The 19,970-nt window shown below is 72.2% G+C and carries 19 protein-coding genes; 9 read left to right on the plus strand and 10 right to left on the minus strand.

Annotation, left to right across the window (positions count from 1 at the left end):
* Positions 1–7: 7 nt before the first annotated feature.
* The 5 genes from F0U47_RS08910 to purD all read right to left on the minus strand — a co-directional run bounded on the left by F0U47_RS08910 (position 8) and on the right by purD (position 4,973).
* A complete protein-coding gene (locus tag F0U47_RS08910) occupies positions 8–598 on the minus strand; it encodes a hypothetical protein (RefSeq protein ID WP_149749932.1) in 591 nt (196 codons plus the stop codon).
* Positions 595–1,182, minus strand: coding sequence for an RNA polymerase sigma factor (locus F0U47_RS08915; protein WP_149749933.1), 588 nt, complete (start codon positions 1,180–1,182; stop codon positions 595–597). Before F0U47_RS08915 ends, F0U47_RS08910 begins: the two co-directional genes overlap by 4 nt.
* A gap of 37 nt (positions 1,183–1,219) precedes the next feature.
* The gene (locus tag F0U47_RS08920; protein WP_149749934.1) at positions 1,220–2,137 is read right to left on the minus strand and encodes an oxygenase MpaB family protein; all 918 of its coding nucleotides are present in this window, start codon (positions 2,135–2,137) and stop codon (positions 1,220–1,222) included.
* A gap of 12 nt (positions 2,138–2,149) precedes the next feature.
* Positions 2,150–3,568, minus strand: coding sequence for an adenylosuccinate lyase (purB, locus tag F0U47_RS08925; protein ID WP_149749935.1), 1,419 nt, complete (start codon positions 3,566–3,568; stop codon positions 2,150–2,152).
* 106 nt (positions 3,569–3,674) lie between these two features.
* A complete protein-coding gene (gene purD / locus F0U47_RS08930; RefSeq protein ID WP_149750554.1) occupies positions 3,675–4,973 on the minus strand; it encodes a phosphoribosylamine--glycine ligase in 1,299 nt (432 codons plus the stop codon).
* Positions 4,974–5,027: 54 nt separating this feature from the next.
* On the opposite strand from purD, the gene F0U47_RS08935 reads away from it, so the two are divergent.
* The gene (locus tag F0U47_RS08935) at positions 5,028–6,191 is read left to right on the plus strand and encodes a glycosyltransferase 87 family protein (protein ID WP_188111237.1); all 1,164 of its coding nucleotides are present in this window, start codon (positions 5,028–5,030) and stop codon (positions 6,189–6,191) included.
* On the opposite strand, the gene F0U47_RS08940 is transcribed toward F0U47_RS08935, so the two are convergent.
* Together F0U47_RS08940 and F0U47_RS08945 are read right to left on the minus strand one after the other, a co-directional pair.
* Complete coding sequence (locus F0U47_RS08940) at positions 6,097–7,380, minus strand: adenylosuccinate synthase (protein WP_149749937.1); 1,284 nt, start codon at positions 7,378–7,380, stop codon at positions 6,097–6,099. The two genes, F0U47_RS08935 and F0U47_RS08940, sit on opposite strands and share 95 nt — an antisense overlap.
* A gap of 159 nt (positions 7,381–7,539) precedes the next feature.
* Positions 7,540–8,967, minus strand: a complete 1,428-nt coding sequence (locus F0U47_RS08945) for a carboxyl transferase domain-containing protein (RefSeq protein ID WP_149749938.1) — start codon at positions 8,965–8,967, stop codon at positions 7,540–7,542.
* 43 nt (positions 8,968–9,010) lie between these two features.
* On the opposite strand from F0U47_RS08945, the gene F0U47_RS08950 reads away from it, so the two are divergent.
* Together F0U47_RS08950 and lysS are read left to right on the plus strand one after the other, a co-directional pair.
* Positions 9,011–9,940 carry a diacylglycerol/lipid kinase family protein gene (locus F0U47_RS08950; RefSeq protein WP_246159533.1) on the plus strand — a complete coding sequence of 310 codons (930 nt, stop codon included), beginning with the start codon at positions 9,011–9,013 and terminating at the stop codon, positions 9,938–9,940.
* An 18-nt stretch (positions 9,941–9,958) separates the two neighbouring features.
* On the plus strand, positions 9,959–11,680 hold the full coding sequence (gene lysS / locus F0U47_RS08955) for a lysine--tRNA ligase (RefSeq protein WP_149749939.1): 1,722 nt from the start codon (positions 9,959–9,961) through the stop codon (positions 11,678–11,680).
* A gap of 164 nt (positions 11,681–11,844) precedes the next feature.
* Here the strand turns inward: lysS and F0U47_RS08960 are convergent, their stop codons facing one another.
* The gene (locus F0U47_RS08960; protein ID WP_149749940.1) at positions 11,845–12,873 is read right to left on the minus strand and encodes a type IV toxin-antitoxin system AbiEi family antitoxin domain-containing protein; all 1,029 of its coding nucleotides are present in this window, start codon (positions 12,871–12,873) and stop codon (positions 11,845–11,847) included.
* Positions 12,874–13,070: 197 nt separating this feature from the next.
* A complete protein-coding gene (locus F0U47_RS08965) occupies positions 13,071–13,496 on the minus strand; it encodes a DUF3151 domain-containing protein (RefSeq protein ID WP_149749941.1) in 426 nt (141 codons plus the stop codon).
* Between the two features lie 128 nt (positions 13,497–13,624).
* Between F0U47_RS08965 and F0U47_RS08970 the strand changes: the two genes are divergently transcribed.
* Together F0U47_RS08970 and F0U47_RS08975 are read left to right on the plus strand one after the other, a co-directional pair.
* Entirely contained in the window at positions 13,625–14,170 is a 546-nt protein-coding gene (locus F0U47_RS08970) for a hypothetical protein (protein WP_149749942.1), read from the plus strand.
* Positions 14,171–14,243: 73 nt separating this feature from the next.
* Positions 14,244–14,852 (plus strand): class I SAM-dependent methyltransferase, encoded by a 609-nt coding sequence (locus F0U47_RS08975; RefSeq protein WP_149749943.1) that lies wholly within the window; start codon positions 14,244–14,246, stop codon positions 14,850–14,852.
* A 3-nt stretch (positions 14,853–14,855) separates the two neighbouring features.
* On the opposite strand, the gene fbaA is transcribed toward F0U47_RS08975, so the two are convergent.
* The gene (gene fbaA / locus F0U47_RS08980) at positions 14,856–15,887 is read right to left on the minus strand and encodes a class II fructose-bisphosphate aldolase (RefSeq protein WP_149749944.1); all 1,032 of its coding nucleotides are present in this window, start codon (positions 15,885–15,887) and stop codon (positions 14,856–14,858) included.
* Between the two features lie 199 nt (positions 15,888–16,086).
* On the opposite strand from fbaA, the gene F0U47_RS08985 reads away from it, so the two are divergent.
* The 4 genes from F0U47_RS08985 (at position 16,087) to F0U47_RS09000 (ending at position 19,966) form a co-directional block, all read left to right on the plus strand.
* A complete protein-coding gene (locus tag F0U47_RS08985) occupies positions 16,087–16,833 on the plus strand; it encodes a septum formation family protein (RefSeq protein WP_149749945.1) in 747 nt (248 codons plus the stop codon).
* Positions 16,833–17,579: a hypothetical protein gene (locus F0U47_RS08990; RefSeq protein ID WP_149749946.1), complete on the plus strand. Its 747-nt coding sequence runs from the start codon at positions 16,833–16,835 to the stop codon at positions 17,577–17,579. Before F0U47_RS08985 ends, F0U47_RS08990 begins: the two co-directional genes overlap by 1 nt.
* A 99-nt stretch (positions 17,580–17,678) precedes the next feature.
* The gene (locus F0U47_RS08995) at positions 17,679–19,427 is read left to right on the plus strand and encodes a right-handed parallel beta-helix repeat-containing protein (RefSeq protein ID WP_149749947.1); all 1,749 of its coding nucleotides are present in this window, start codon (positions 17,679–17,681) and stop codon (positions 19,425–19,427) included.
* Entirely contained in the window at positions 19,424–19,966 is a 543-nt protein-coding gene (locus tag F0U47_RS09000; RefSeq protein WP_149749948.1) for a hypothetical protein, read from the plus strand. The genes F0U47_RS08995 and F0U47_RS09000 overlap by 4 nt, the downstream gene beginning before the upstream one ends.
* The last annotated feature ends 4 nt before the right edge of the window (positions 19,967–19,970 follow it).

Below are 19,970 nucleotides of genomic sequence, written 5' to 3' on the forward strand. Positions count from 1 at the left end.
CCGCCCTTCAGCGCGGCCTGCGCTCCCTCGGACCGACCTTCATGATCCGGCACCGGTGGTCGACGGCGATGTAGCGCGTGTTCTTCTCGGCCAGGTAGACCACGAAGTCGCCACGCTTGCGCCGGGCATCCTTGCGGACCCGGAGGGACTCGAGGTCCTCGGCGTCGAGCCGGCGCAGCACGCGCAGGCACCTGTCGAGGCTCTCGACGCTGCCGATCTCGACGCCGTTGACACGGACGTCGGGTCGCTCGTCGCGCTGACGGTCCTTCGTCGGCTCCTCCGCGGAGTCGGTGGTCGCCTCGCTCGTCGGCTCCTCCGACGACGCGACGAGCTGGTCGTCACGGTCACTTCCGCCCGAGTCGTCGCGGGTGACCGCCCAGGCACCTCCGACCACGAGGACGAGGGCCGCGGCGATGCCGACGACGGACAGCAGGACCTTGGTGCGACCGGCAGTGCTGCCGGGGCCGGGCTGGGACACGATCTCCTCCAGGAGCTCCTGGCGCGCGTCGTGGAGCGGCCAGAGGTCGATCTGCTCCCGCGGGTGCGGGTCCCTCCCGGCCAGCGGGTCGGGACCCGGGTCGGCATGGAAGTCGGTCATCGGCGCTCCCCGGTCGCGTGCTCGAACGGGACTGCCAGGACATGTCCGGCCGCCGCCGGAGCGTCACCCGCAGCCTCCGCGAGCTCGCGGAACCGCTGCCGAGCGCGCGCCAGCCGCATGCGGGCGGTGCCCGCAGCGATGCCGACGACGCGGGCCGCCTCGGTCGGCGTCAGCCCGTCCCAGCCGACCAGCATGAGCAGCTCCCGGTCGTCGGGTCGGAGCCGCAGGAGCACGGACCTGACCCGGTCCCACTCGGCGACCCCGACCGCCGGGTCGGGCTCCACGTCGCGGGTGAGGCTGTCACGCAGCCTGCTGCCGAGGCGGTGCCGCCGCCGCAGGCCGCGGTGGTAGTTCGCGAGGACGTTCCGCGCGATCCCGAAGAGCCACGGCCTCCCGTCCCCCGGCGGCGCCTCGTCGAGCCGTCGCCACGCCACGAGGAAGACCTCGCTCACGACGTCGGCCGCGTCCGCCGGCTGCTCGACCCGCCGCAGGGTGTAGCCGAGGACGGCGGCGAAGTTGCCGTCGTACAGCGCCCGGAACTGCTGCTCCGGGTCGTGCTCGTCGGCCGCGCAGACATGGGTCATGCCCTTCCATGTCCGCCTCGGCATCGAGCGTCACACCTCAGGCCGGGACCGGGCCGTACGGCGGGTCGGCGTCGGAGACGCCCGGGATGCTCACGCCGCCGCGGGCCAGCAGCGCCTTCTCGCCCCGCTGGACGACCTTGTAGAACTCCGCACTGCGGCCCCGGAGGATCGGCGTCCTCGCCAGCAGTGGCACCCGGCTGTGGGCCAGCCGGCTGGCCCGGCTGGTCGCCTGCCAGGCGGCCTCCTCGCGGATTCCCCACGGGATCCCGTAGTGGTGACGCACGACCGGCGGCAGGCTGCCCTGGACAACGGTGGCCAGGGCCGGCGAGGTGACGAGCCGCAGCGGGAGGCCGTAGCCCGAGACGCCCGCGATGTGGCGTCCGACGATGCGCGCCTCCGGCACCAGGTGCGGCTCGTCGGAGGCCAGCCAGGTGTCGAAGGTCGTGCGGAACTCGTCGTACGACGACGGCGCGCCGGACTCCGGCATGCCGAACAGCCCGGCCCAGGCGACGAACCCCTCGAAGAGCTCCTCGCGCTCGGGGTCACGCAGCCGGCGGACGAGCGCGTCGTACATGAACTCGACGGAGTCGAGGGCGAACGCGGCGGTCCACCACATCAGCCCGGGGTCAGCCGCGCTGTAGGGCGAGCCCGCGGGATGCGCTCGGCCGCCGTCGACCGACATGGTGCCGCGCACCGAGGCGTGGCGCTTCGCGGCGAACGCGAGCGCCCGGTCCGCCTCCTCCATGGAGCCGAGGAAGACGGCCTCGAAGAGCCGCGCGGTGAGGCCGAGCCGGGTGTACGGCGAGACGCGGTGGGTCGTGTGTTGCGCGGTCCCGACGAACAGGCGCGGGTGCAGGGCGCCGACGACCAGCGCGCGCTGACCGTAGGTCAGGCCGACGGCCCGCTGGCGCAGCGCCCGGACGACCATCGAGCGTTCGTCGAAGTACCCGCTCATGGCCCGAGTGTCCTACAGGATCGCCCCCGGCGAGTACGACGCCGCGGCCGGGTAGCGCTCGACGACCTCGGCCACGCGACGGCAGACCGCCTGGGTCTGCGCGACCGCGGCGCCGGTGAACGTGATGGGGTCGGCGACGAGGGTCGCCAGCTGGTCGGCGGTGAGGCCGAGCCGGTCGTCGGCGGCGAGCTTCGCGAAGACGTCGTTGTCGGCCTGGCCCTTGCGCATCGCCAGGGCGGTGCCGACGGCCGCCTCCTTGATCGCCTCGTGCGCGGTCTCGCGGCCGACGCCGTTGCGCACCGCTGCCATCAGCACCTTGGTGGTGGCGAGGAACGGCAGATAGCGGTCGAGCTCGCGCTGGATCACCGCGGGGAAGGCCCCGAACTCGTCGAGCACCGTGAGGAACGTCTGGAACAGGCCGTCGACGGCGAAGAACGCGTCGGGAAGGGCCACGCGTCGTACGACGGAGCAGGAGACGTCGCCCTCGTTCCACTGGTCGCCCGCGAGCTCGCCGACCATCGAGAGGTAGCCCCGGGTGACGACGGCCAGCCCGTTGACCCGCTCGCAGGACCGGGTGTTCATCTTGTGGGGCATGGCGGACGAGCCGACCTGGCCCTCCTGGAAGCCCTCGGTGACCAGCTCGTTGCCGGCCATCAGCCGGATCGTGGTGGCGAGGTTGGACGGGGCGGCGGTCAGCTGGACCAGGGCGGACAGGACGTCGAAGTCGAGGCTGCGGGGGTAGACCTGGCCGACGCTGGTCAGCACCCGCTCGAACCCGAGGTGGCCCGCCACCCGCTGCTCGAGGTCGGCCAGCCTGCCCTCCTCGCCGCCGAGGAGGTCGAGCATGTCCTGGGCCGTGCCCATCGGGCCCTTGATGCCGCGCAGGGGGTAGCGCGCCTGGAGGTCCTCGACCCGGTCGAGCGCGATGAGCAGCTCGTCGGCGACGGTCGCGAACCGCTTGCCCAGCGTCGTCGCCTGCGCCGCCACGTTGTGGGAGCGGCCCGCCATCACGGTCGCCTCGTGCTCGGCCGCGAGCCGGGCCAGCCGGGCGAGGGTGGCCACCGTGCGGTCGCGGAGCAGCTCGAGGGACTGCTTCACCTGCAGCTGCTCGACGTTCTCGGTGAGGTCGCGCGAGGTCATCCCCTTGTGGATGTGCTCGTGCCCGGCGAGCGCGGAGAACTCCTCGATCCGCGCCTTCACGTCGTGCCGGGTCACCCGCTCCCGCGCTGCGATGGACGCCAGGTCGACCTTCTCGACGACGTCCTCATAGGCCTCCACGACCCCGTCCGGCACCTCGATCCCCAGGTCGCGCTGCGCCTTGAGCACGGCGATCCAGAGCCGCCGCTCCAGCACGATCTTGTGCTCGGGCGACCAGATCTCGGCGAGGTCGGCGCCGGCGTACCGGGTGGCGAGGACGTTCGGGACAGTCACGTCCCTGATTGTCCCATGGCGTTGATTCGGGTCTCGTGGTGGCGCGCATCGGGGGTTGTGGTGGGGACTCGACCCACCACAGGTCCCGATTCAACGGTGGGGGGCGTCAGGACTCCTTGAGCGAGGCGCCCTCGACGACGCCCAGGGGCTCGGCAGCGATGTCGGAGCGGCGCTGCAGGCCGTCGAAGCTGATCAGGTCGGCTGCGGCGTAGGCGCGGGAGCGGGCGTCGGCGACGTCGTAGCCGACGGCGCGTACGGCGAGCACCCGGCCGCCGGCGGTGACCAGGTGCCGGTGCCCCGGGTCGCCCGGCTCTGGCGCGTCGACGATCGCGGTGCCGGCGTGGATGACGTCGACGTCGTTGACGCCGTTGGCCGCGCCGACGCCGCGGATCACGTCACCCTTCGAGGAGGACTCGGGGTAGCCGGCCGAGGCGAGCACGACCGTCACGGCGGCGGCGTCGCGGAAGGTCGGCGGAGGTACGTCGCCCAGCCGTCCCTCGGCAGCGGCGTGGAGCAGCGTGCCGAGCGGCGACTCGAGGACGGCGAGCACCGGCTGGATGTCGGGGTCCCCGAAGCGGCAGTTGAACTCGATCACCCGCGGGCCGGCGGCGGTCAGCGCCAGTCCGACGTAGAGACAGCCGACGAACGGCGCCCCGCGGCGGACCATCTCGTCGAGGGTCGGCTGCACCACGGTCTCCATGACGACCTGCGCCAGGTCGGGCTGCGCCCAGGTCAGCGGCGTGTAGGAGCCCATACCGCCGGTGTTGGGCCCGCGGCCGCCGTCGAAGATCCGCTTGAAGTCCTGCGCGGGCTGGAGCGGGTACGCCGTACGCCCGTCGCACACGGCGAACAGCGAGACCTCCGGGCCGTCGAGGAACTCCTCGACCACCACCCGGCCGCAGGCAGCGGCGTGGGCCAGCGCCTCGGCGCGGTCGCGGGTGACGACGACCCCCTTGCCGGCGGCGAGCGCGTCGTCCTTGACGACATAGGGCGCGCCGAGCTCGTCGAGCGCCGCCTCGGCCTCCTCCGGCGTGGTGCACGTCTGTGAGCGCGCGGTCGGCACGCCGGCCGCCGCCATGACCTCCTTGGAGAACGCCTTCGAGCCCTCGATCTGCGCGGCAGCGCCGGACGGGCCGAACACGGCGATCCCGCGCTCCCGGACCGCATCGGCGACCCCTGCCACCAGCGGCGCCTCCGGGCCGACCACGACCAGGTCGGCCCCGATCCGCTCGGCGAGGTCCGCGACCGCCGGGCCGGACATAGGGTCGACCTCATGCACGGTCGCCACGGCCGCCATGCCGGGATTGCCGGGCGCAGCATGCAGCGCCGAGACCGCGGGGTCCTTCGCCAGGGCGAGGGCGAGCGCGTGCTCGCGCCCGCCGGTGCCGATCACGAGGACGCTGATCTGCCGGGGCTGTCTGGGCTCTCTGGGTTCGCCGGACACGAGCGCCGATCCTACGTGGCCTGGGTCCTCGCGCTGGCGGTCGGCGCTGCGGTGGTCGGAGCCTGGGAGGGCGGGTTCACCGACCTGCACGTCTACCGGTACGCCGGGCAGGCCGTCCTCGACGGTGCGTCGGCCTACGACGCGGACGACCCGGTCACCGGCCTGCCGTTCACGTACCCGCCCTTCGCCGCGGTCCTGATGGTGCCCCTCGCGCTCCTCCCCGGCTGGCTCGCCGCCAGCCTGTGGACCGGCGCCAGCGCGGCCTGCCTCGCGGGGTCCGTCCTCGTCGCCCTCCGGGCGAGCGGTCGCCGTGCTCCCGGCTGGCTGGTGGCGCTGCTCGCGCTCGTCGCCCTCGGCCTCGAGCCGGTGTGGCAGAGCCTGTCCTTCGGCCAGGTCAACACCGTGCTGATGCTGGCGATCCTGGTCGACGTCGTCCGTCCGGAGCGACGGTGGTCGGGCGTGCTGGTCGGGATCGCGGCGGGCATCAAGCTCACCCCGCTGGTGTTCGTGGCGCTGCTCGTCCTGGTCGGCCGCCGGACGGCGGCGTGCCGCGCCGCGCTGGCGTTCGCGGCGACCGTCGCAATCGGGTACGCCGCGATGCCGGCCGGCGCGACGTCGTACTGGACCGACGGCCTGCTCGACGCCGGCCGGGTCGGGCCGCCCGCCCTGGCCCACAACCAGTCGTTGTTCGGGGCGCTCACCCGGCTGCTCGACGGCCCGCCGTCGACCCTGGTGTGGGTGACGGTCGCGGCGCCTCTCGCCCTCGCCGTGCTCGGCGTCGGCGCTCTCTGCTGGCGCCGCGGCGACCGCGTGCTCGGCACCTGCCTCGCCGCGCTGGCGATGCTGCTGGCCTCCCCCGTCTCGTGGTCGCACCACTGGGTGTGGGCGGTGCCGGTGGCGGTCGCGCTGTGGGAGCGCACCCGGTGGGCGGCGACCGCCTGGACGGCCGTCTTCGTGGCCCGACCGGTGGTGTGGCCGCCGTGGGGCGAGGGCCGCGAGCTCGGCTGGGGAGCCGCCGACCACCTGGCCGGCAACGCCTACACGCTGGCCGCGCTCGCCCTCGCCCTCGGCGTCGGCGTCGGTGTCAGCGCAGCGGGTGCAGCACGACCGCCTGCTCGCGCTCCGGACCCACCCCGACGACCGACATCCGCGCCCCCGAGATCTCCTCGAGCGCCTTGACGTAGGCCTGGGCGTTGGCCGGCAGGTCGGCGAGCGCGCGGGCGCCGCTGATGTCCTCGGACCAGCCCGGGAAGTACTCGTAGACCGGCACCGCGTGGTGGAACGCGCTCTGGTTGGCCGGCATCTCGTCGTACCGCTCCCCGTCGACGTCGTAGGCGACGCAGACCGGGATCTGCTCGAGACCGGTGAGCACGTCGAGCTTGGTCAGCACGAAGTCGGTGACGCCGTTGACGCGGGCGGCGTAGCGGGCGATGACGGCGTCGTACCAACCGCAGCGGCGCGGCCGGCCCGTCGTCGTGCCGAACTCGGCGCCGGTGTTGCGCAGGAAGTCGCCGGACTCGTCGTGCAGCTCGGTCGGGAACGGCCCCTCGCCGACGCGGGTCGTGTAGGCCTTCACGATCGCGATCACCTGGTCGATCCGGGTCGGCGGGATGCCGGAGCCGGTGCAGGCGCCGCCGGCGGTCGCGCTGCTGGACGTCACGAACGGATAGGTGCCGTGGTCGACGTCGAGGAGCGTCGCCTGGCCGGCCTCGAGCAGCACGGTCTCGCCTCGGTCGAGGGCCTCGCCGAGCAGCAGCGTCGTGTCGCAGACGTACGGCGCCAGCCGGTCGGCGTGGGACAGCAGCTCCTCGACGGTCTGGTCGACCGAGGGCGCGCGGCGGTTGTAGACCTTGGTGAGGATCTGGGTCTTCAGCTCGAGGGCGCCCTCGACCTTCTGGGCCAGGATCTTCTCGTCGAACAGGTCCTGGATCCGGATGCCGATCCGGTTCATCTTGTCGGCGTACGTCGGACCGATGCCGCGCCCGGTCGTGCCGATCTTGCGGCTGCCGAGGAACCGCTCGGCGACCTTGTCGAGGGTGCGGTTGTAGTCGGCGATGACGTGCGCGTTGGCGCTGACCTTGAGCCGGCTGGTGTCGGTGCCTCGGGCCTCGAGCCCGTCGATCTCGTGGAAGAGAACGTCGAGGTCGACGACGACGCCGTTGCCGATGACCGGGGTGCAGCCCGGGGTGAGGATGCCGCTCGGCAGCAGGTGGAGGGCGTACTTCTCGTCACCGATGACGACGGTGTGCCCCGCGTTGTTGCCGCCGTTGAACTTCACCACGTAGTCGACCCGGCTGCCCAGGTGGTCGGTCGCCTTGCCCTTGCCCTCGTCGCCCCACTGGGCGCCGACGATCACGATCGCTGGCATCTGTGTGCTCCTTCGCTACGGGAACGGAGTCCCTCCGGCAAGCCGGCTGCTCGACGCACCACTTCTCTCGGTTCTCAACGCAAAAACCCCGGTGCAAGACCGGGGCTCTTGCGACGCAACGCTACCAAACAACAGACCCTGACGGGCATCTCCGCGACCTCAGGAGCGGAGGTGGTGGGCGATCTCGGCGGCGACGGCACGGGCGAGGTCGGCGGGGGTGTCGTCGTCGTGCTCGGGTACGACGGCGTGGACCTCTCCCCCGGCGAGCAGGTCGAGAGCGCGGACCCCCTGGGCGGTGGCCATCTCGGCTGCGCGGTCGACGGTGCCGTGGACGATGACGCTCGCGCCCTCCGGCGGCAGCGGCGAGAGCCAGGCGTGCTGGGTGGCGAGGACTGTCGTCGCCGGCATGAGCGCGAGCGCGCCGCCGCCGCAGCCCTGGCCGAGGATCACCGACACGGTGGGGACCTGCATCGTCACCAGGGTGGCGATGCAGCGGGCGATCTCGCCGGCGATCGCGCCCTCCTCGGCGCGCTGCGAGAGCTCGGCGCCGGGGGTGTCGACGACCGTCACCAGGGGCAGCCGTAGCTCCTCGGCGAGCCGCATCGCACGCCGGGCCTCGCGCAGCGCGGCCGGCCCCATCGGGGTGGCTGCCGTCTGCCGGGTGTGGTCCTGACCGACGAGGACGCACGGGACGCCGTCGAGCCGGGTGAGGGCCACGATCACCGTCTCGTCGCGCTCGCCCTCGTCGGTGCCGCGGAGCCGGAGGGTGCCCTCGGCGCCGTACTTGAGCAGGTCGCGGACGCTCACCCTCCCCTCGGCGCGGGTGCGCGTGATCGAGTCCCAGGCGGCGGGCGCCTCGGTGCCGGCCGGCAGCGGCGACCGACGCTCCAGCCGGCCCTCGGACGGTGAGTCGGCGAGCACCGCGAGCGCCTGGTCGAGGAGCCAGCGGAGGTCCTCGGACGCGGCGACCGCGTCGATGACGCCCTTCGCAGCGAGGTTCTCGGCCGACTGCACCCCCTCGGGGAAGGGGTGGCCGTTGAGCGCCTCGTAGACCTTCGGGCCGAGGAACCCGACCAGGGCTCCGGGCTCCGCGACGGTGACGTGCCCGAGCGACCCCCACGAGGCGAAGACGCCGCCGGTGGTGGGGTGCCGCAGGTGGACGATGTAGGGCAGGCCGGCGGCACGGTGGTCCATCAGCGCCCGCGAGATGTCGACCATCCGGACGAAGGCGCGGGTTCCCTCCTGCATGCGGGTGCCGCCCGAGGCCGTGCTGGCGACGACCGGGATGCCGGCATCGGTCGCCCGGCGTACGGCGCCCGCGATCCGCTCGGCGGCGGCGACGCCGATCGACCCGGCGAGGAACCGGAACTCGTTGACGATCAGCGCCACCGGCCGCCCGTTGACGGTGCCGCGGCCGGTGAGCACCGACTCGTCGGTCCCCGCCTTCTCCGCCGCGGCGCGGAGCTCGTCCTGGTAGGGCGCGGGGTGGCTGCTGATGTCGACCGGCTCGTCCCACGACTCGTAGGAGCCGTCGTCGAGCACCAGGTCGATCAGCTCGTGCGCGGTCAGTCGTCGGCTCGTCCCCATGGCCCGAGATCCAACCACTCCAGGGCAGACCTAGGGTGGGGACGTGTCCACAGCCGAGCCACTCCTGGTGATCACCAACGCCGACGCCGGGACCGCCGACGAGACGGCGCTGCTCGCCGCGCTCGGTGTTCTGCGCTCTGCGGCGTCGGTCGAGGTCTGCCAGACCTCGGCTCCCGGCGAGCTCGACGGGGCGCTGCACCGCGCCGGATCACGCCGGGTCGTGGTCGCCGGCGGCGACGGCAGCCTGCACGCGGTCGTCTCCGCCCTCCACCGGCGGCACGAGCTCGGACCCGATCGGGTGCTGGGGCTGCTCCCGCTCGGCACCGGCAACGACTTCGCGCGCACCCTCGGGATCCCGCTCGACCCGGTGGAGGCCGCTCAGGCGCTCGTCGACGGTGTCGTCCGGCCGATGGACCTGCTGATCGACGAGGTCGGCCAGATCGTGGTCAACCAGGTCCACCTCGGCGCCGGCGCCGAGGCCGGCCGCCGGGGCAAGCCGTGGAAGGAGCGCCTGGGCAGCATCGGGGTCGGCCCGGTCAACCTCGGCCGGCTGGGCTACCCGATCGGCGCCGTCCTCTCCGCCCTCGACCCGACCGTGCTCCGCCTGCGCGTCGAGGCCGACGGCGAGGTCGTCACCGACGTCGACCACCCGGTGCTGATGGTGGCGCTCGGCAACGGCGCGACCGTCGGCGGCGGACTGGAGCTGACGCCCGACGCCGACCCGGGGGACGGCCAGATCGACCTGATGATCGCGTTCCCGAGGAGCCGGACGGCGCGACTGGCGTACGCCGCGCGCCTGCCGTTCGGGTCCCACGGCGAGCACGACGACGTCGTCACGCTCCGGGCGCGGACGGTGACGGTCAGCGGCACGGAGTTCTGGTGCAGCGCCGACGGGGAGCTCTACGGGCCGGAGCGGCACCGGATGTGGCGGGTCGAGCCGGCGGCGTACTCGATGATCGTGCCGGCGGCCTGACCCACTAACGTTTCGCGCGTGGCACGAGGACGTGGAAGCGACGCCGAACCGACCGACTGGGTGACCCGGACCGCCGATGTGGCGCTCCGGCACGCCGAGTCGGTCAACGGCGGCACTCTCCCCGACCTGGTCACCTGCGCCTCGGGCATCAGCCCGTCCGGCCCGATCCACCTCGGCAACCTGCGCGAGTTCCTCACCGTCCACTTCGTCGCGGAGGAGATCCGGCGCCGCGGCATCAACGTGCGCCACCTGCACAGCTGGGACGACTACGACCGGTTCCGGAAGGTCCCGGCCGGCGTCGACGAGGCGTGGAACGAGCACATCGGCCGGCCGCTGTCGGCCGTGCCGGACCCGACCGGCGAGTTCGCGAGCTGGGCCGAGCGCTACAAGGCGCCGTTGCGCTCCGCGCTCGCCGAGATGGGCTGCGAGATGGTCGAGGTCGACCAGACCGCGATGTACCGCTCCGGCACCTACCGCGAGCAGATCCTGACCGCGGTCCGGAAGCGCGGCGAGATCGAGACCGTGATGGCGCGCTACCGCACCAAGAAGGCCGACCCGGTCGAGGAGGGCGAGTCGACCGCCGAGGAGGACCCTGCTGACGGGGAGGGCCACGGCGCGAGCGAGGATCTGGCCCGGTTCCCCTACAAGCCGTACTGCCGAGGCTGCGGGCGCGACACGGTCACGCTGACGTCGTACGACGACGAGACGACCGACCTCGCCTACACCTGCGACGTCTGCGGCGACTCCTACGTCACCAACGTCGCCACCCAGGACGAGGGCAAGCTGGTCTGGAAGGTCGACTGGCCGATGCGGTGGACCTTCGAGGCCGTCGACTTCGAGCCGGCCGGGGTCGACCACGCCAGCCCGGGTTCGTCGTACACCGTCGGCAAGGAGCTGATCGGTCCGATCTTCGGCGGCACCGCGCCGTCGTTCGTCGGCTACTCGTTCGTGGGTGTCGCCGGCATGCCGAAGATGTCGTCGTCCAAGGGCGGCGTGCCGACGGCGTCCGAGGCGCTGCGGATCCTCGAGGCGCCGATCCTGCGCTGGCTCTACGTGCGGCGTCAGCCCAAGCAGGCGTTCAACGTCGACTTCGGCCAGGAGGTGCTGCGGCTGTACGACGAGTGGGACGCCCTCACCCGCAAGGCCGCCGACCCGGCCAAGCGCGACGCCGCCGTGCTCGCCTGGGAGCGGGCCTCCGCGACGGCTGCCGCCGGGAAGCTGCCCGTGCCCGCCGTCGTCGTGCCGTTCCGGATGCTGTCGTCGGTCGCCGACGTCACCGCCGGCTCGCCCGACCTGATCTCGCAGACGGTCCGCAAGGTCGGCTTCGAGCACGGGTCGGTCGCCGACCTCGAGCCGCGGCTGTCGAAGGCCGCGACCTGGATGACGCACTACGTCGACCCCGAGGACCGCACGTCCGTCCGCTCCGAGCCGGACGCCGACCGACTCCGGGGACTCGACGAGAACGAGGAGCTCTGGCTCCGCCAGCTGCTCGACCGGCTCCCCGACTCCTTCGACGACCCCGACGCCCTCACCGCCCTGATCTACGGCGTCCCGAAGCTCTGCCGCGGCATGTCCCTCGAGGACCCGCCGACCGACGAGGTCAAGGCCGACCAGAAGGCCTTCTTCAAGCTGCTCTACGAGCTGCTCGTCGCCGCCGAGCGCGGCCCCCGCCTCCCCACCCTCTTCGCCGCGCTGGGGCCGGAGCGGGTGCGGAGCCTGCTCACGCCGCCGCCTGCCTGATCGGGGCGAGGCGGGCCGGGGTCGCGGCGGCGCGGCGCACCTGTAACTACGTGTTATGGCACCTTCCCGGGTGGTCGACCACCCGGGAAGTGACCACAGCACCCGGGTAGTGACCGGGCAGGGGCTGGGCAGGGACCGGGCAGTGACCGGGCAGGGAACGGGTCTCAGGCAGGCCGGCGGTCGCCGTACGCCGCCCGGATCGCTGCGGCTTCCTCCGCGAGCTCCGGGGCGAGCTCCCGGCCGTAGAGACGGACCGACTCCTCGTGGTCGGCCCGGAGGCGGCATACGGCCTCCACTCGTCGGCGGCCCCAGTAGTCCTCCCAGACCACGCGGGTGACCACGGTGCGCCGGTCCCGGACGAGTCGCTCGCGCTGCTTCTCGTCCCAGAGCGCCTGCTCGACGTCGTCGGCGACGCCACCGTTCGCCTTCGACCGGTACTTGATGCGCCCGTCGGTCTCGATGATGTGGTTGCCGACGCGGATGTCGCACCACTTGATGCCGTCCGCGGTCCGCACCGGGAACTGGAGGTCGGGCTCGCCGATCCCGGCCTCGACGACCAGGTGGCGGCCGAGGGACTCGTGCGGGTTCTCGGCCCGGCCGTCCGCGAGGTCGACGGAGGTGACGATCGAACGACGGCCGGGCCACTTGTCCATCCGGTCGTACGCGGCGATCAGCGCGCTCTTCTCCAGACCCAGCCGGAGGGCGGAGTCGCACGCGACCATCCCGTGGATCACGCCGTGCTCGCGGGCGATGTCGACGGCGGTCCGGGCCGCGCCGAGCACCTTGACGCCGTTGGTCTCGACCACCTGGCTCTCGGCGAACCCGGCGAGGTGGTGCTTGACGTCGTTCTCGGTCCACGCGTTGGTCCAGCCGGGCCGCGTCAGGTGCGTCAGCGGCACTGGCGGCCGCAGGGTGGCCAGCCCGAGCTCGTCGGCGGCAGAGTTGTGGCTGAGCACCCAGCCGCGCTGCACGGTGAGGATCACGGCCCGAGCGACCAGTCGCGGGCGCCCGCTCCACTCGTCCAGGGAGTCCCAGAGCTCGGTCGTCGTGTAGACGCCACGCCGCAGCGGGTGCAGCACGTTGCGCCGCTTCAGGTGCCGGACCTCACCGGGGCTGACCCCGAGGTCGAGCAGCTGGGCATACCTGATCACGCCGCCGTTGGCGGAGAGGGCGGCCACCACACGCGGGTCCATCCGGGGAGGGTGCAGGCGTCGTACGCCGCGCGCCAGCCCCGTCGGGCCCGCCTGTGGACAGCCGCGTCGCAGGGGCCGGGCGTCGTGCGCCCTCCGGCCCGACTACCCGGGCGTTGTGGTCACTACCAGGGTGGTCGACCACCCGGGTAGGTGCCATAACACGTAGTTACAGCACGCCGCCGCCGTGCGGACGCCCCCTACTCGCCCAGCAGCTCGTCGTACGCCGTCGGGCTGGAGTCGCGCAGGAAGGTGGAGCAGCGGTCCCACTCCTCGGTCTCGCCGATGGCACGGGCGGCCTTGGCGAGCTGGGCGAGGCAGCGGAGGAAGCCGCGGTTGGGCTCGTGCTCCCACGGCACCGGGCCGTGGCCCTTCCACCCGTTGCGGCGGAGCATGTCGAGCGAACGGTGGTAGCCGACCCGGGCGTAGGCGTAGACGGTCACCCAATCGACGTCGTCGGCGTCCTGCGCCACAGCGGCGTCCGCGAGGTTCGCCCAGGCGAGAGGGGACGCGGGGAACGCGCGTACGACGGCCGCCGGCTGCTCACCCGCGGCGACGGCTCCGGCAGCGGGGTCCTCGGGCAGGCGGGTGGGCGGCGGTCCGGCCATCAGGTCAGGTCCAGTCATGCCGACGATTCTGCCCGAGGCCCGATCGGCCGCGCGCGGCGCATGAGGGGCTTCTCATCAGGTGCTCACGGAAGCCTCACCTGCCCCCGCGACGGTGGTCACATCCGAACCAACCAACAGGAGCTGTCATGAACCGAATCACGAAGACACTCGCCGCCACCGCGGCAGTGGCCACCGCCTCAGCCGGTCTCGCGATCGGCGTGAGCAGCCCGGCCCACGCCGATGACCGGCGCTGCACCGGCACCATCCGCGCGGTGCAGATCGACGGCGACGTCGTCGTACCTCAGGGCGCCACCTGCACCCTCGTCGGCACCCGCGTCGACGGCAGCGTGAAGGTCTACGGCAACGCGACCCTCTACGCCCGCGGCGTCAAGGTCAACGGCAACGTCCAGGCGGACAACCACCGCCGGGTCGAGGTCACCCACCGCACCGTAGACGGCACCGTCCGCCGCTCCCAGATCGGCGGCAGCATCCAGGTGAAGTCCGGTGGCGGCGGCGAGGTCCGTCGTACCGTCGTCAACGCCGACATCCAGGTGTTCTCCAACGACGGCCGCTGGCAGATCTACCGCAACGTCGTCGGGGGCAACCTGCAGTGCAAGTCCAACACGCCGCCGCCCGTGGGCAGCGCCAACCAGGTCCAGGGCAACAAGGAAGACCAGTGCAAGGGCTTCTAAGCGCCCGCTGAGCCTCGAGACCGCCGCCTCGCGCTGCCCTACCGGGTGACGCGGGGCGGCGTACCGTCGGGCCATGAACCCGTACGAGCGCTACCTGCTGCCGTGGATCATCGAGCACTCGTGCGCCATCGGCCCGATCCAGAAGAAGCGGAAGGCGCTGGTCCCGCACGCACACGGTCGCGTTCTGGAGGTCGGGGTCGGCACCGGGCACAACATCCCCTTCTACGACCGCGACCGGATCTCCGAGCTGATCGCGGTCGACCCGGCCGAGCACATGCACGGCCGGGCGCGGAAGCGTGCGGATGACGCCGGCATCGACGTCCGGGTGCTCGGCCTGTCGGCCGAGAGGATCCCGCTCGAGGACGACGCCGTCGACTCGATCGTCATGACGTTCACGCTCTGCACGATCCCCGACCCGACGGCAGCACTCGCCGAGATGCGGCGCGTGCTCAAGCCCGGCGGTGAGCTGCTGTTCCTCGAGCACGGCCGGGCTCCGACCGCGGGCGTGCAGAAGTGGCAGCGCCGGCTCAACCCGATCCAGAACCGGATCGGCGGCGGCTGCAACCTCGACCGCGCGATCCCCGCCCTGGTCCGGCAGGACTTCACGATCAGCGACCTCGACGAGGGCTACCTGCCCGGGCCGAAGTTCACGAGCTACGTCTACTCCGGCACCGCGACCTGAGGGTCAGCCGACGGTCTTGCCCGCCGCGCGCAGGTTCTCGCAGGCCTCGACGACGCGCGCGGCCATGCCGGCCTCCGCCGCCTTGCCCCAGGAGCGCGGGTCGTAGGTCTTCTTGTTGCCGACCTCGCCGTCGACCTTGAGGACGCCGTCGTAGTTGGTGAACATGTGCGCGGCGACCGGCCGGGTGAACGCGTACTGCGTGTCGGTGTCGACGTTCATCTTCACGACGCCGTAGTCGACGGCCGCGCCGATCTCCTCGGCCGTCGAGCCGGAGCCGCCGTGGAAGACCAGGTCGAACGGCTTCGAGCCGGCGTCGAGGCCGAGCTTCTCCACGACCGCCTCCTGCGCGGCCTTGAGGATCTCCGGGCGCAGCTTCACGTTGCCGGGCTTGTAGACGCCGTGCACGTTGCCGAACGTCAGCGCGGTCAGGTAGCGGCCGTTCTCGCCGACACCCAGCGCCGCGACGGTGGCCAGCGCGTCCTCAGGGGTGGTGTAGAGGTGCTCGCCCATGCCGCCCTCGACGCCGTCCTCCTCGCCGCCGACCACGCCGACCTCGATCTCGAGGATGATGTTGGCGGCCGCGGCCTTGGCGAGGAGCTCCTCGGCGATCTTGAGGTTCTCGTCGAGGGGTACGGCGGACCCGTCCCACATGTGCGACTGGAACAGCGGGGCCTCGCCGCGCGCGACCCGCTCGGCCGAGATGTCGAGCAGCGGCCGGACGAAGCCGTCGAGCTTGTCCTTCGGGCAGTGGTCGGTGTGGAGCGCGATGTTGACCGGGTAGCTCTTGGCGACCTCGGCGGCGTACGCCGCAAACGCGACGGAGCCGGTGACCATGTTCTTCACCGTCGGACCGGAGAGGTACTCCGCACCACCGGTCGAGACCTGGATGATGCCGTCGGAGCCGGCGTCGGCGAAGCCCTTGAGGGCGGCGTTGAGGGTCTGGGACGACGACACGTTGATCGCCGGGAAGGCGAAGGCTCCGGCCTTCGCGGCGTCCAGCATCTCGGCGTACTTCTCGGGGGTGGCGATGGGCATGGCTGCGCTGCTCCTGCTCACGGGTTCAGATCGGCGGTTCCACCCTAGACCTTGCCGGCGGGGCAACCGATCGCGGTCCCGATCCGCATCCATGGGCGAGCGACAGTGACCCGCGGCGCCTCAGGGATTCCGCCGTTCCGGCCCGCGCCCGGCGGAATCCCTTTACATTCCGGGAGACAACCGACCCGGGAGAAGAACCATGAAGCTGCGACTCGGCACCGCCGTCGTACTGGCCGCCCTCACCTCGCTGACCAGCCTGACCGCGGCGAGCCCTGCCCGGGCCGGCGTCGACACCTCACCTCCGGCGGTCGGGAGCTGCCACGACCTCACCAAACGGGAGGCGTGGGCCAACTCCGAGCCCGACCCGAGGGTGCCGTGCACCGCGCGCCACACGACCGTGACGGTGAAGAACATCCAGCTCGCCGAGGCTCCCAACTGGCGGGACTTCGAGGCCCTGGGTCGACGGATGTTCGTGCCGTGCTGGCGCAGCGTCGATGCCTACCTCGACGGCAGCGTGGCGGCGCGGGTGCGGTCCGCCTACACGATCTACTGGTTCATCCCCACGAAGGTGCAGCGCGACGCCGGCGCGAAGTGGATCCGCTGCGACCTCGGCCTACCGAACGGCGACCGGCTCAAGAACCTCCCGACCGACGGACGACCGGCGCTCGGCGACCTCCCGCATCCGGACGGGATCGCGAAGTGCCGGCTGGGACGGGCCGCGAGCTACGAGAGCGTGGTCTGCTCCCACCGGCACGCGTTCCGGGCGACCCACCACGTCCGGCACGCGGCGGACCGGTATCCCGGCGCGCGGACGATGCGGCGCTGGACCATCCGGAAGTGCCGGGCGCGGCTCAACACCGCGTTCTACTACGAGTACCCGCAGAACAGGCTGGCCTGGCGCGCCGGGCACCGCTTCGCGGTCTGCCTGAAGGAGACGCGCGCCTGATGACGCTGCGACTGGGCGCCGGCGTACTGCTGGTCGCCCTCACCGCGCTGACCACCCTGACCGCCGCGAGCCCTGCCCGGGCAGGGGTCGACATCACGCCGCCCGAGGTCGGCAGCTGTCACGATCTGACGTACGACGAGTTCCTCGCCCAGACCGAGCCCGAGCCCGCCGTCGCGTGCTCGGACTGGCACAACGCGGTGACGGTCGGCGTGGTCGAGTTCGACACCGCGCCCGACTGGAGTGACGCCGGCGCGGTCTTCAAGGAGGCCACCACGCCGTGCCTCACGGCGATGGTCGACGGTCTCGGCGGCACCGCGCGCACGGTCAGCCGGTCCGCTTTCGTGCTGACGACGTACGCGCCCACCGAGGCGCAACGGAACGCAGGTGCCGCGTGGATCCGGTGTGACGTCGTCCTCCACGCCGCGGACGAGCTGCTCAAGCTCTCGCCCCGCGGCCTGCCGGTGCTCGCGTCGCTGCCGCTGGAGGACAAGTTCGCGCGGTGCCGACAGCATCGTCGCCTCGACTACGTCCTCAACAACTGCCTGCGCTATCACCACTGGCGGGCGACCGAGTCGATCCGCATCAGCACCGACGGCTGGCCCGGCTACAACGCTGCCCGCCGGATCGCGCTCCGCAAGTGCCGCGGACGGATGCCGGACGAGTTCCTCTTCGAGTGGCCGCGCTCACGCCAGAGCTGGCGAGCCGGCTTCCGCGACGCGATCTGCTTCGCGAAGACTCGATCCTGAGCGGGTCACCTGACCCGCAACCCGTAACCTCCGCTGGCAGCAACACGTTTCACCGTAGTGCGGAGGCGCACGCGGGCTGCCTCCGTGAAGGAGGCCCCCATGCGTCGTGCTCTCGTCGTCCTTCTCGGTCTCTTCGCCCTGGTCCTGGCCGCGCCGCCAGCCGGGGCGCACGAGGAGCGGGACTCGGAGTTCCCGCCCGGCAACGGCACGACGCCGGCCCACCGCCCGCTGCGCCAGGCGGCCGACGTCATCGTGGTCTGCGCGCCCAGCTCGCGTGACCGGATCCGCAGGATCCGCGACGACAGACTCCGCCGGCGCAACCTCTGGCTCCTCGACCGCTGCGACCACCGCAACCTGCAGGCCGCGGTCGACGCGGTCGAGGTCCAGAAGACCAACATCTACGTCCTGCCCGGCGTCTACCGGGAGCGGCCCTCGTGGAACGCCGCCTGCATCGAGGGGTACGACGGCGGCGTCGTCAGCTACGAGCTGTCCCACTCGTGCGGCGAGGTCGTCAACCTGGTCACGATCGCCGGCGACGACCCCGAGGACGAGGACATCGTCTGCGACAGCGCGGTCTGTGATCTCCAGATCAAGGGCACCGGTCCCTCCCCCGCGGCGGTCGTGTTCCGGGGCGGGTTCCGCGCCGACGGCGACTGGGTCAAGCACAACGGCATCAAGGCCGACCGCGCCGACGGGTTCTACCTCGGCAACATGACCCTCGAGCTGTTCCGCGAGAACGCCGTGTACGTCCACGAGACCGACGGCTACCAGGTCAACCGGGTCGTCACCCGCTACAACGACCTGTACGGCGTCCTCACCTTCACCTCGGACCACGGGCTCATCCGGAACTGCGAGGCCCACCACAACGGCGACTCCGGCATCTACCCCGGCAGCGCCGCCGACGTGAACGCGACCAGCAAGAAGACCGGCCCGCTCACCCGCTGGGCGGTGGAGGTGCGCAACTGCAACATGCACCACAACGCGCTCGGGTTCTCCGGCACCGCCGGCAACTCGGTCTACGTGCACCACAACCGCATCCACCACAACGGCACCGGGTTCGTCGTCGAGTCGATCCTCGCCGGGCACCCCGGCATGCCCCAGGACCACGGCTGGTTCTCGCACAACTTGATCTACAACAACAACGTCAACTACTACGGCAACGTCGACGGCGACGACGCGCCCTGCCAGCAGGAGCGACCGGCGGACCGCGGTCACGAGCGCGGCGTCGTCTGTCCGGCGTTCCCGCTGCCGGTCGGCACCGGCGGGATGATGGTCGGCAACCACAACTACGTCGACCAGAACGAGGTGTGGGGCAACTACCGCCAGGGCTTCATGTTGTTCTGGGTGCCGCCGGCCCTGCTGCGCGGCGACTACGACCCGCTGCACCAGACCGACAACTCCAACCACAACTACTTCACCCGCAACCGGATGGGCATCACGCCCGGCGGCAAGGCCAGCCCCAACGGGCTCGACTTCTGGTGGGACGATGCCGGCGTCGGCAACTGCTGGCAGGACAACGTGGCGCCGCCGGGCGCCGAGATCAGCCACAACGCGACGCTGGGCCACCTCCCCGACTGCGACAACCCGTCGCTGCTCCCGATCAGCAACGTGGTGAAGACGACGACGCTGGTCCCGTGTGCGGCGTACGACCGCTACTCCAACCCGAGCCCGGCGGGCTGCAACTGGATCGTCACGCCGCCGAAGCCGACCGCGGAGAGCATCGCCGCCGCGTCGGCCGGCGCTGACCAGCGCCCGGAGAGCCCTGCCGTGCCGCTGATGGTCGTCGCCGCCGGCCTGGTCGGAGCAGCCGCGCTGCGCCTGGGAGCACACCGGGCCCGCGCGCGATGAACCTCCGCCGCGCGCCGGTCGCGGTCGCGGCCCTGGCCGTCCCGGTGGCAGCCTGGGCGCTGCTGCCCTTCACGGTGAGCCTCGGCCAGGACGTCGACCCGGCGCTGCCGGTGGACGCCGGCCTGCTCGTGCCCGAGTACGGCGACGCGGGGACCTACGCGCTCGACTACCGGCACCACGACGAGGTGACCCTCACCGTCCCGGTCCACAACCGAGGACCCCTGCCGCTGCGGATCACCGAGGCGGACCTCGCCGAGGAGGAGCTCCCCCTGCTGGTCCAGGTCGGCGACAACCTGCCGCTGAAGGTGAGCCCCTGGGGCGAGACCGACCTGACGCTCACGCTGCGGTTCGACAACTGCCGCTACTACCACGAGCGCTCGGCGGAGACTTGGGACCAGGTCGAGGTCATCGGCTCCGTCCTGGGGCGTGACTTCGAGGAGACGGTGACGCTCGGCCGGCCGATCGTCCTCCACGGCCAGGTCATCAACGACTGCCCCGACCGCACCCTGCGCCGCGGCGACGACGTCCGCCCGCGCTGAGCGG

The organism is Nocardioides antri (assembly GCF_008373765.1).
GTDB lineage: Bacteria > Actinomycetota > Actinomycetes > Propionibacteriales > Nocardioidaceae > Nocardioides > Nocardioides antri.

What these genes read in the sequence shown, in the direction of transcription:
- F0U47_RS08910 (WP_149749932.1), bottom strand. Translation starts at nt 598, where the DNA reads ATGACCGACTTCCATGCCGACCCGGGTCCCGACCCGCTGGCCGGGAGG.
- F0U47_RS08915 (WP_149749933.1), bottom strand. Translation starts at nt 1,182, where the DNA reads ATGACCCATGTCTGCGCGGCCGACGAGCACGACCCGGAGCAGCAGTTC.
- F0U47_RS08920 (WP_149749934.1), bottom strand. Translation starts at nt 2,137, where the DNA reads ATGAGCGGGTACTTCGACGAACGCTCGATGGTCGTCCGGGCGCTGCGC.
- F0U47_RS08940 (WP_149749937.1), bottom strand. Translation starts at nt 7,380, where the DNA reads ATGCCAGCGATCGTGATCGTCGGCGCCCAGTGGGGCGACGAGGGCAAG.
- F0U47_RS08945 (WP_149749938.1), bottom strand. Translation starts at nt 8,967, where the DNA reads ATGGGGACGAGCCGACGACTGACCGCGCACGAGCTGATCGACCTGGTG.
- F0U47_RS08960 (WP_149749940.1), bottom strand. Translation starts at nt 12,873, where the DNA reads ATGGACCCGCGTGTGGTGGCCGCCCTCTCCGCCAACGGCGGCGTGATC.
- F0U47_RS08965 (WP_149749941.1), bottom strand. Translation starts at nt 13,496, where the DNA reads ATGACTGGACCTGACCTGATGGCCGGACCGCCGCCCACCCGCCTGCCC.
- F0U47_RS08970 (WP_149749942.1), top strand. Translation starts at nt 13,625, where the DNA reads ATGAACCGAATCACGAAGACACTCGCCGCCACCGCGGCAGTGGCCACC.
- F0U47_RS08975 (WP_149749943.1), top strand. Translation starts at nt 14,244, where the DNA reads ATGAACCCGTACGAGCGCTACCTGCTGCCGTGGATCATCGAGCACTCG.
- fbaA (WP_149749944.1), bottom strand. Translation starts at nt 15,887, where the DNA reads ATGCCCATCGCCACCCCCGAGAAGTACGCCGAGATGCTGGACGCCGCG.
- F0U47_RS08985 (WP_149749945.1), top strand. Translation starts at nt 16,087, where the DNA reads ATGAAGCTGCGACTCGGCACCGCCGTCGTACTGGCCGCCCTCACCTCG.
- F0U47_RS08990 (WP_149749946.1), top strand. Translation starts at nt 16,833, where the DNA reads ATGACGCTGCGACTGGGCGCCGGCGTACTGCTGGTCGCCCTCACCGCG.
- F0U47_RS08995 (WP_149749947.1), top strand. Translation starts at nt 17,679, where the DNA reads ATGCGTCGTGCTCTCGTCGTCCTTCTCGGTCTCTTCGCCCTGGTCCTG.
- F0U47_RS09000 (WP_149749948.1), top strand. Translation starts at nt 19,424, where the DNA reads ATGAACCTCCGCCGCGCGCCGGTCGCGGTCGCGGCCCTGGCCGTCCCG.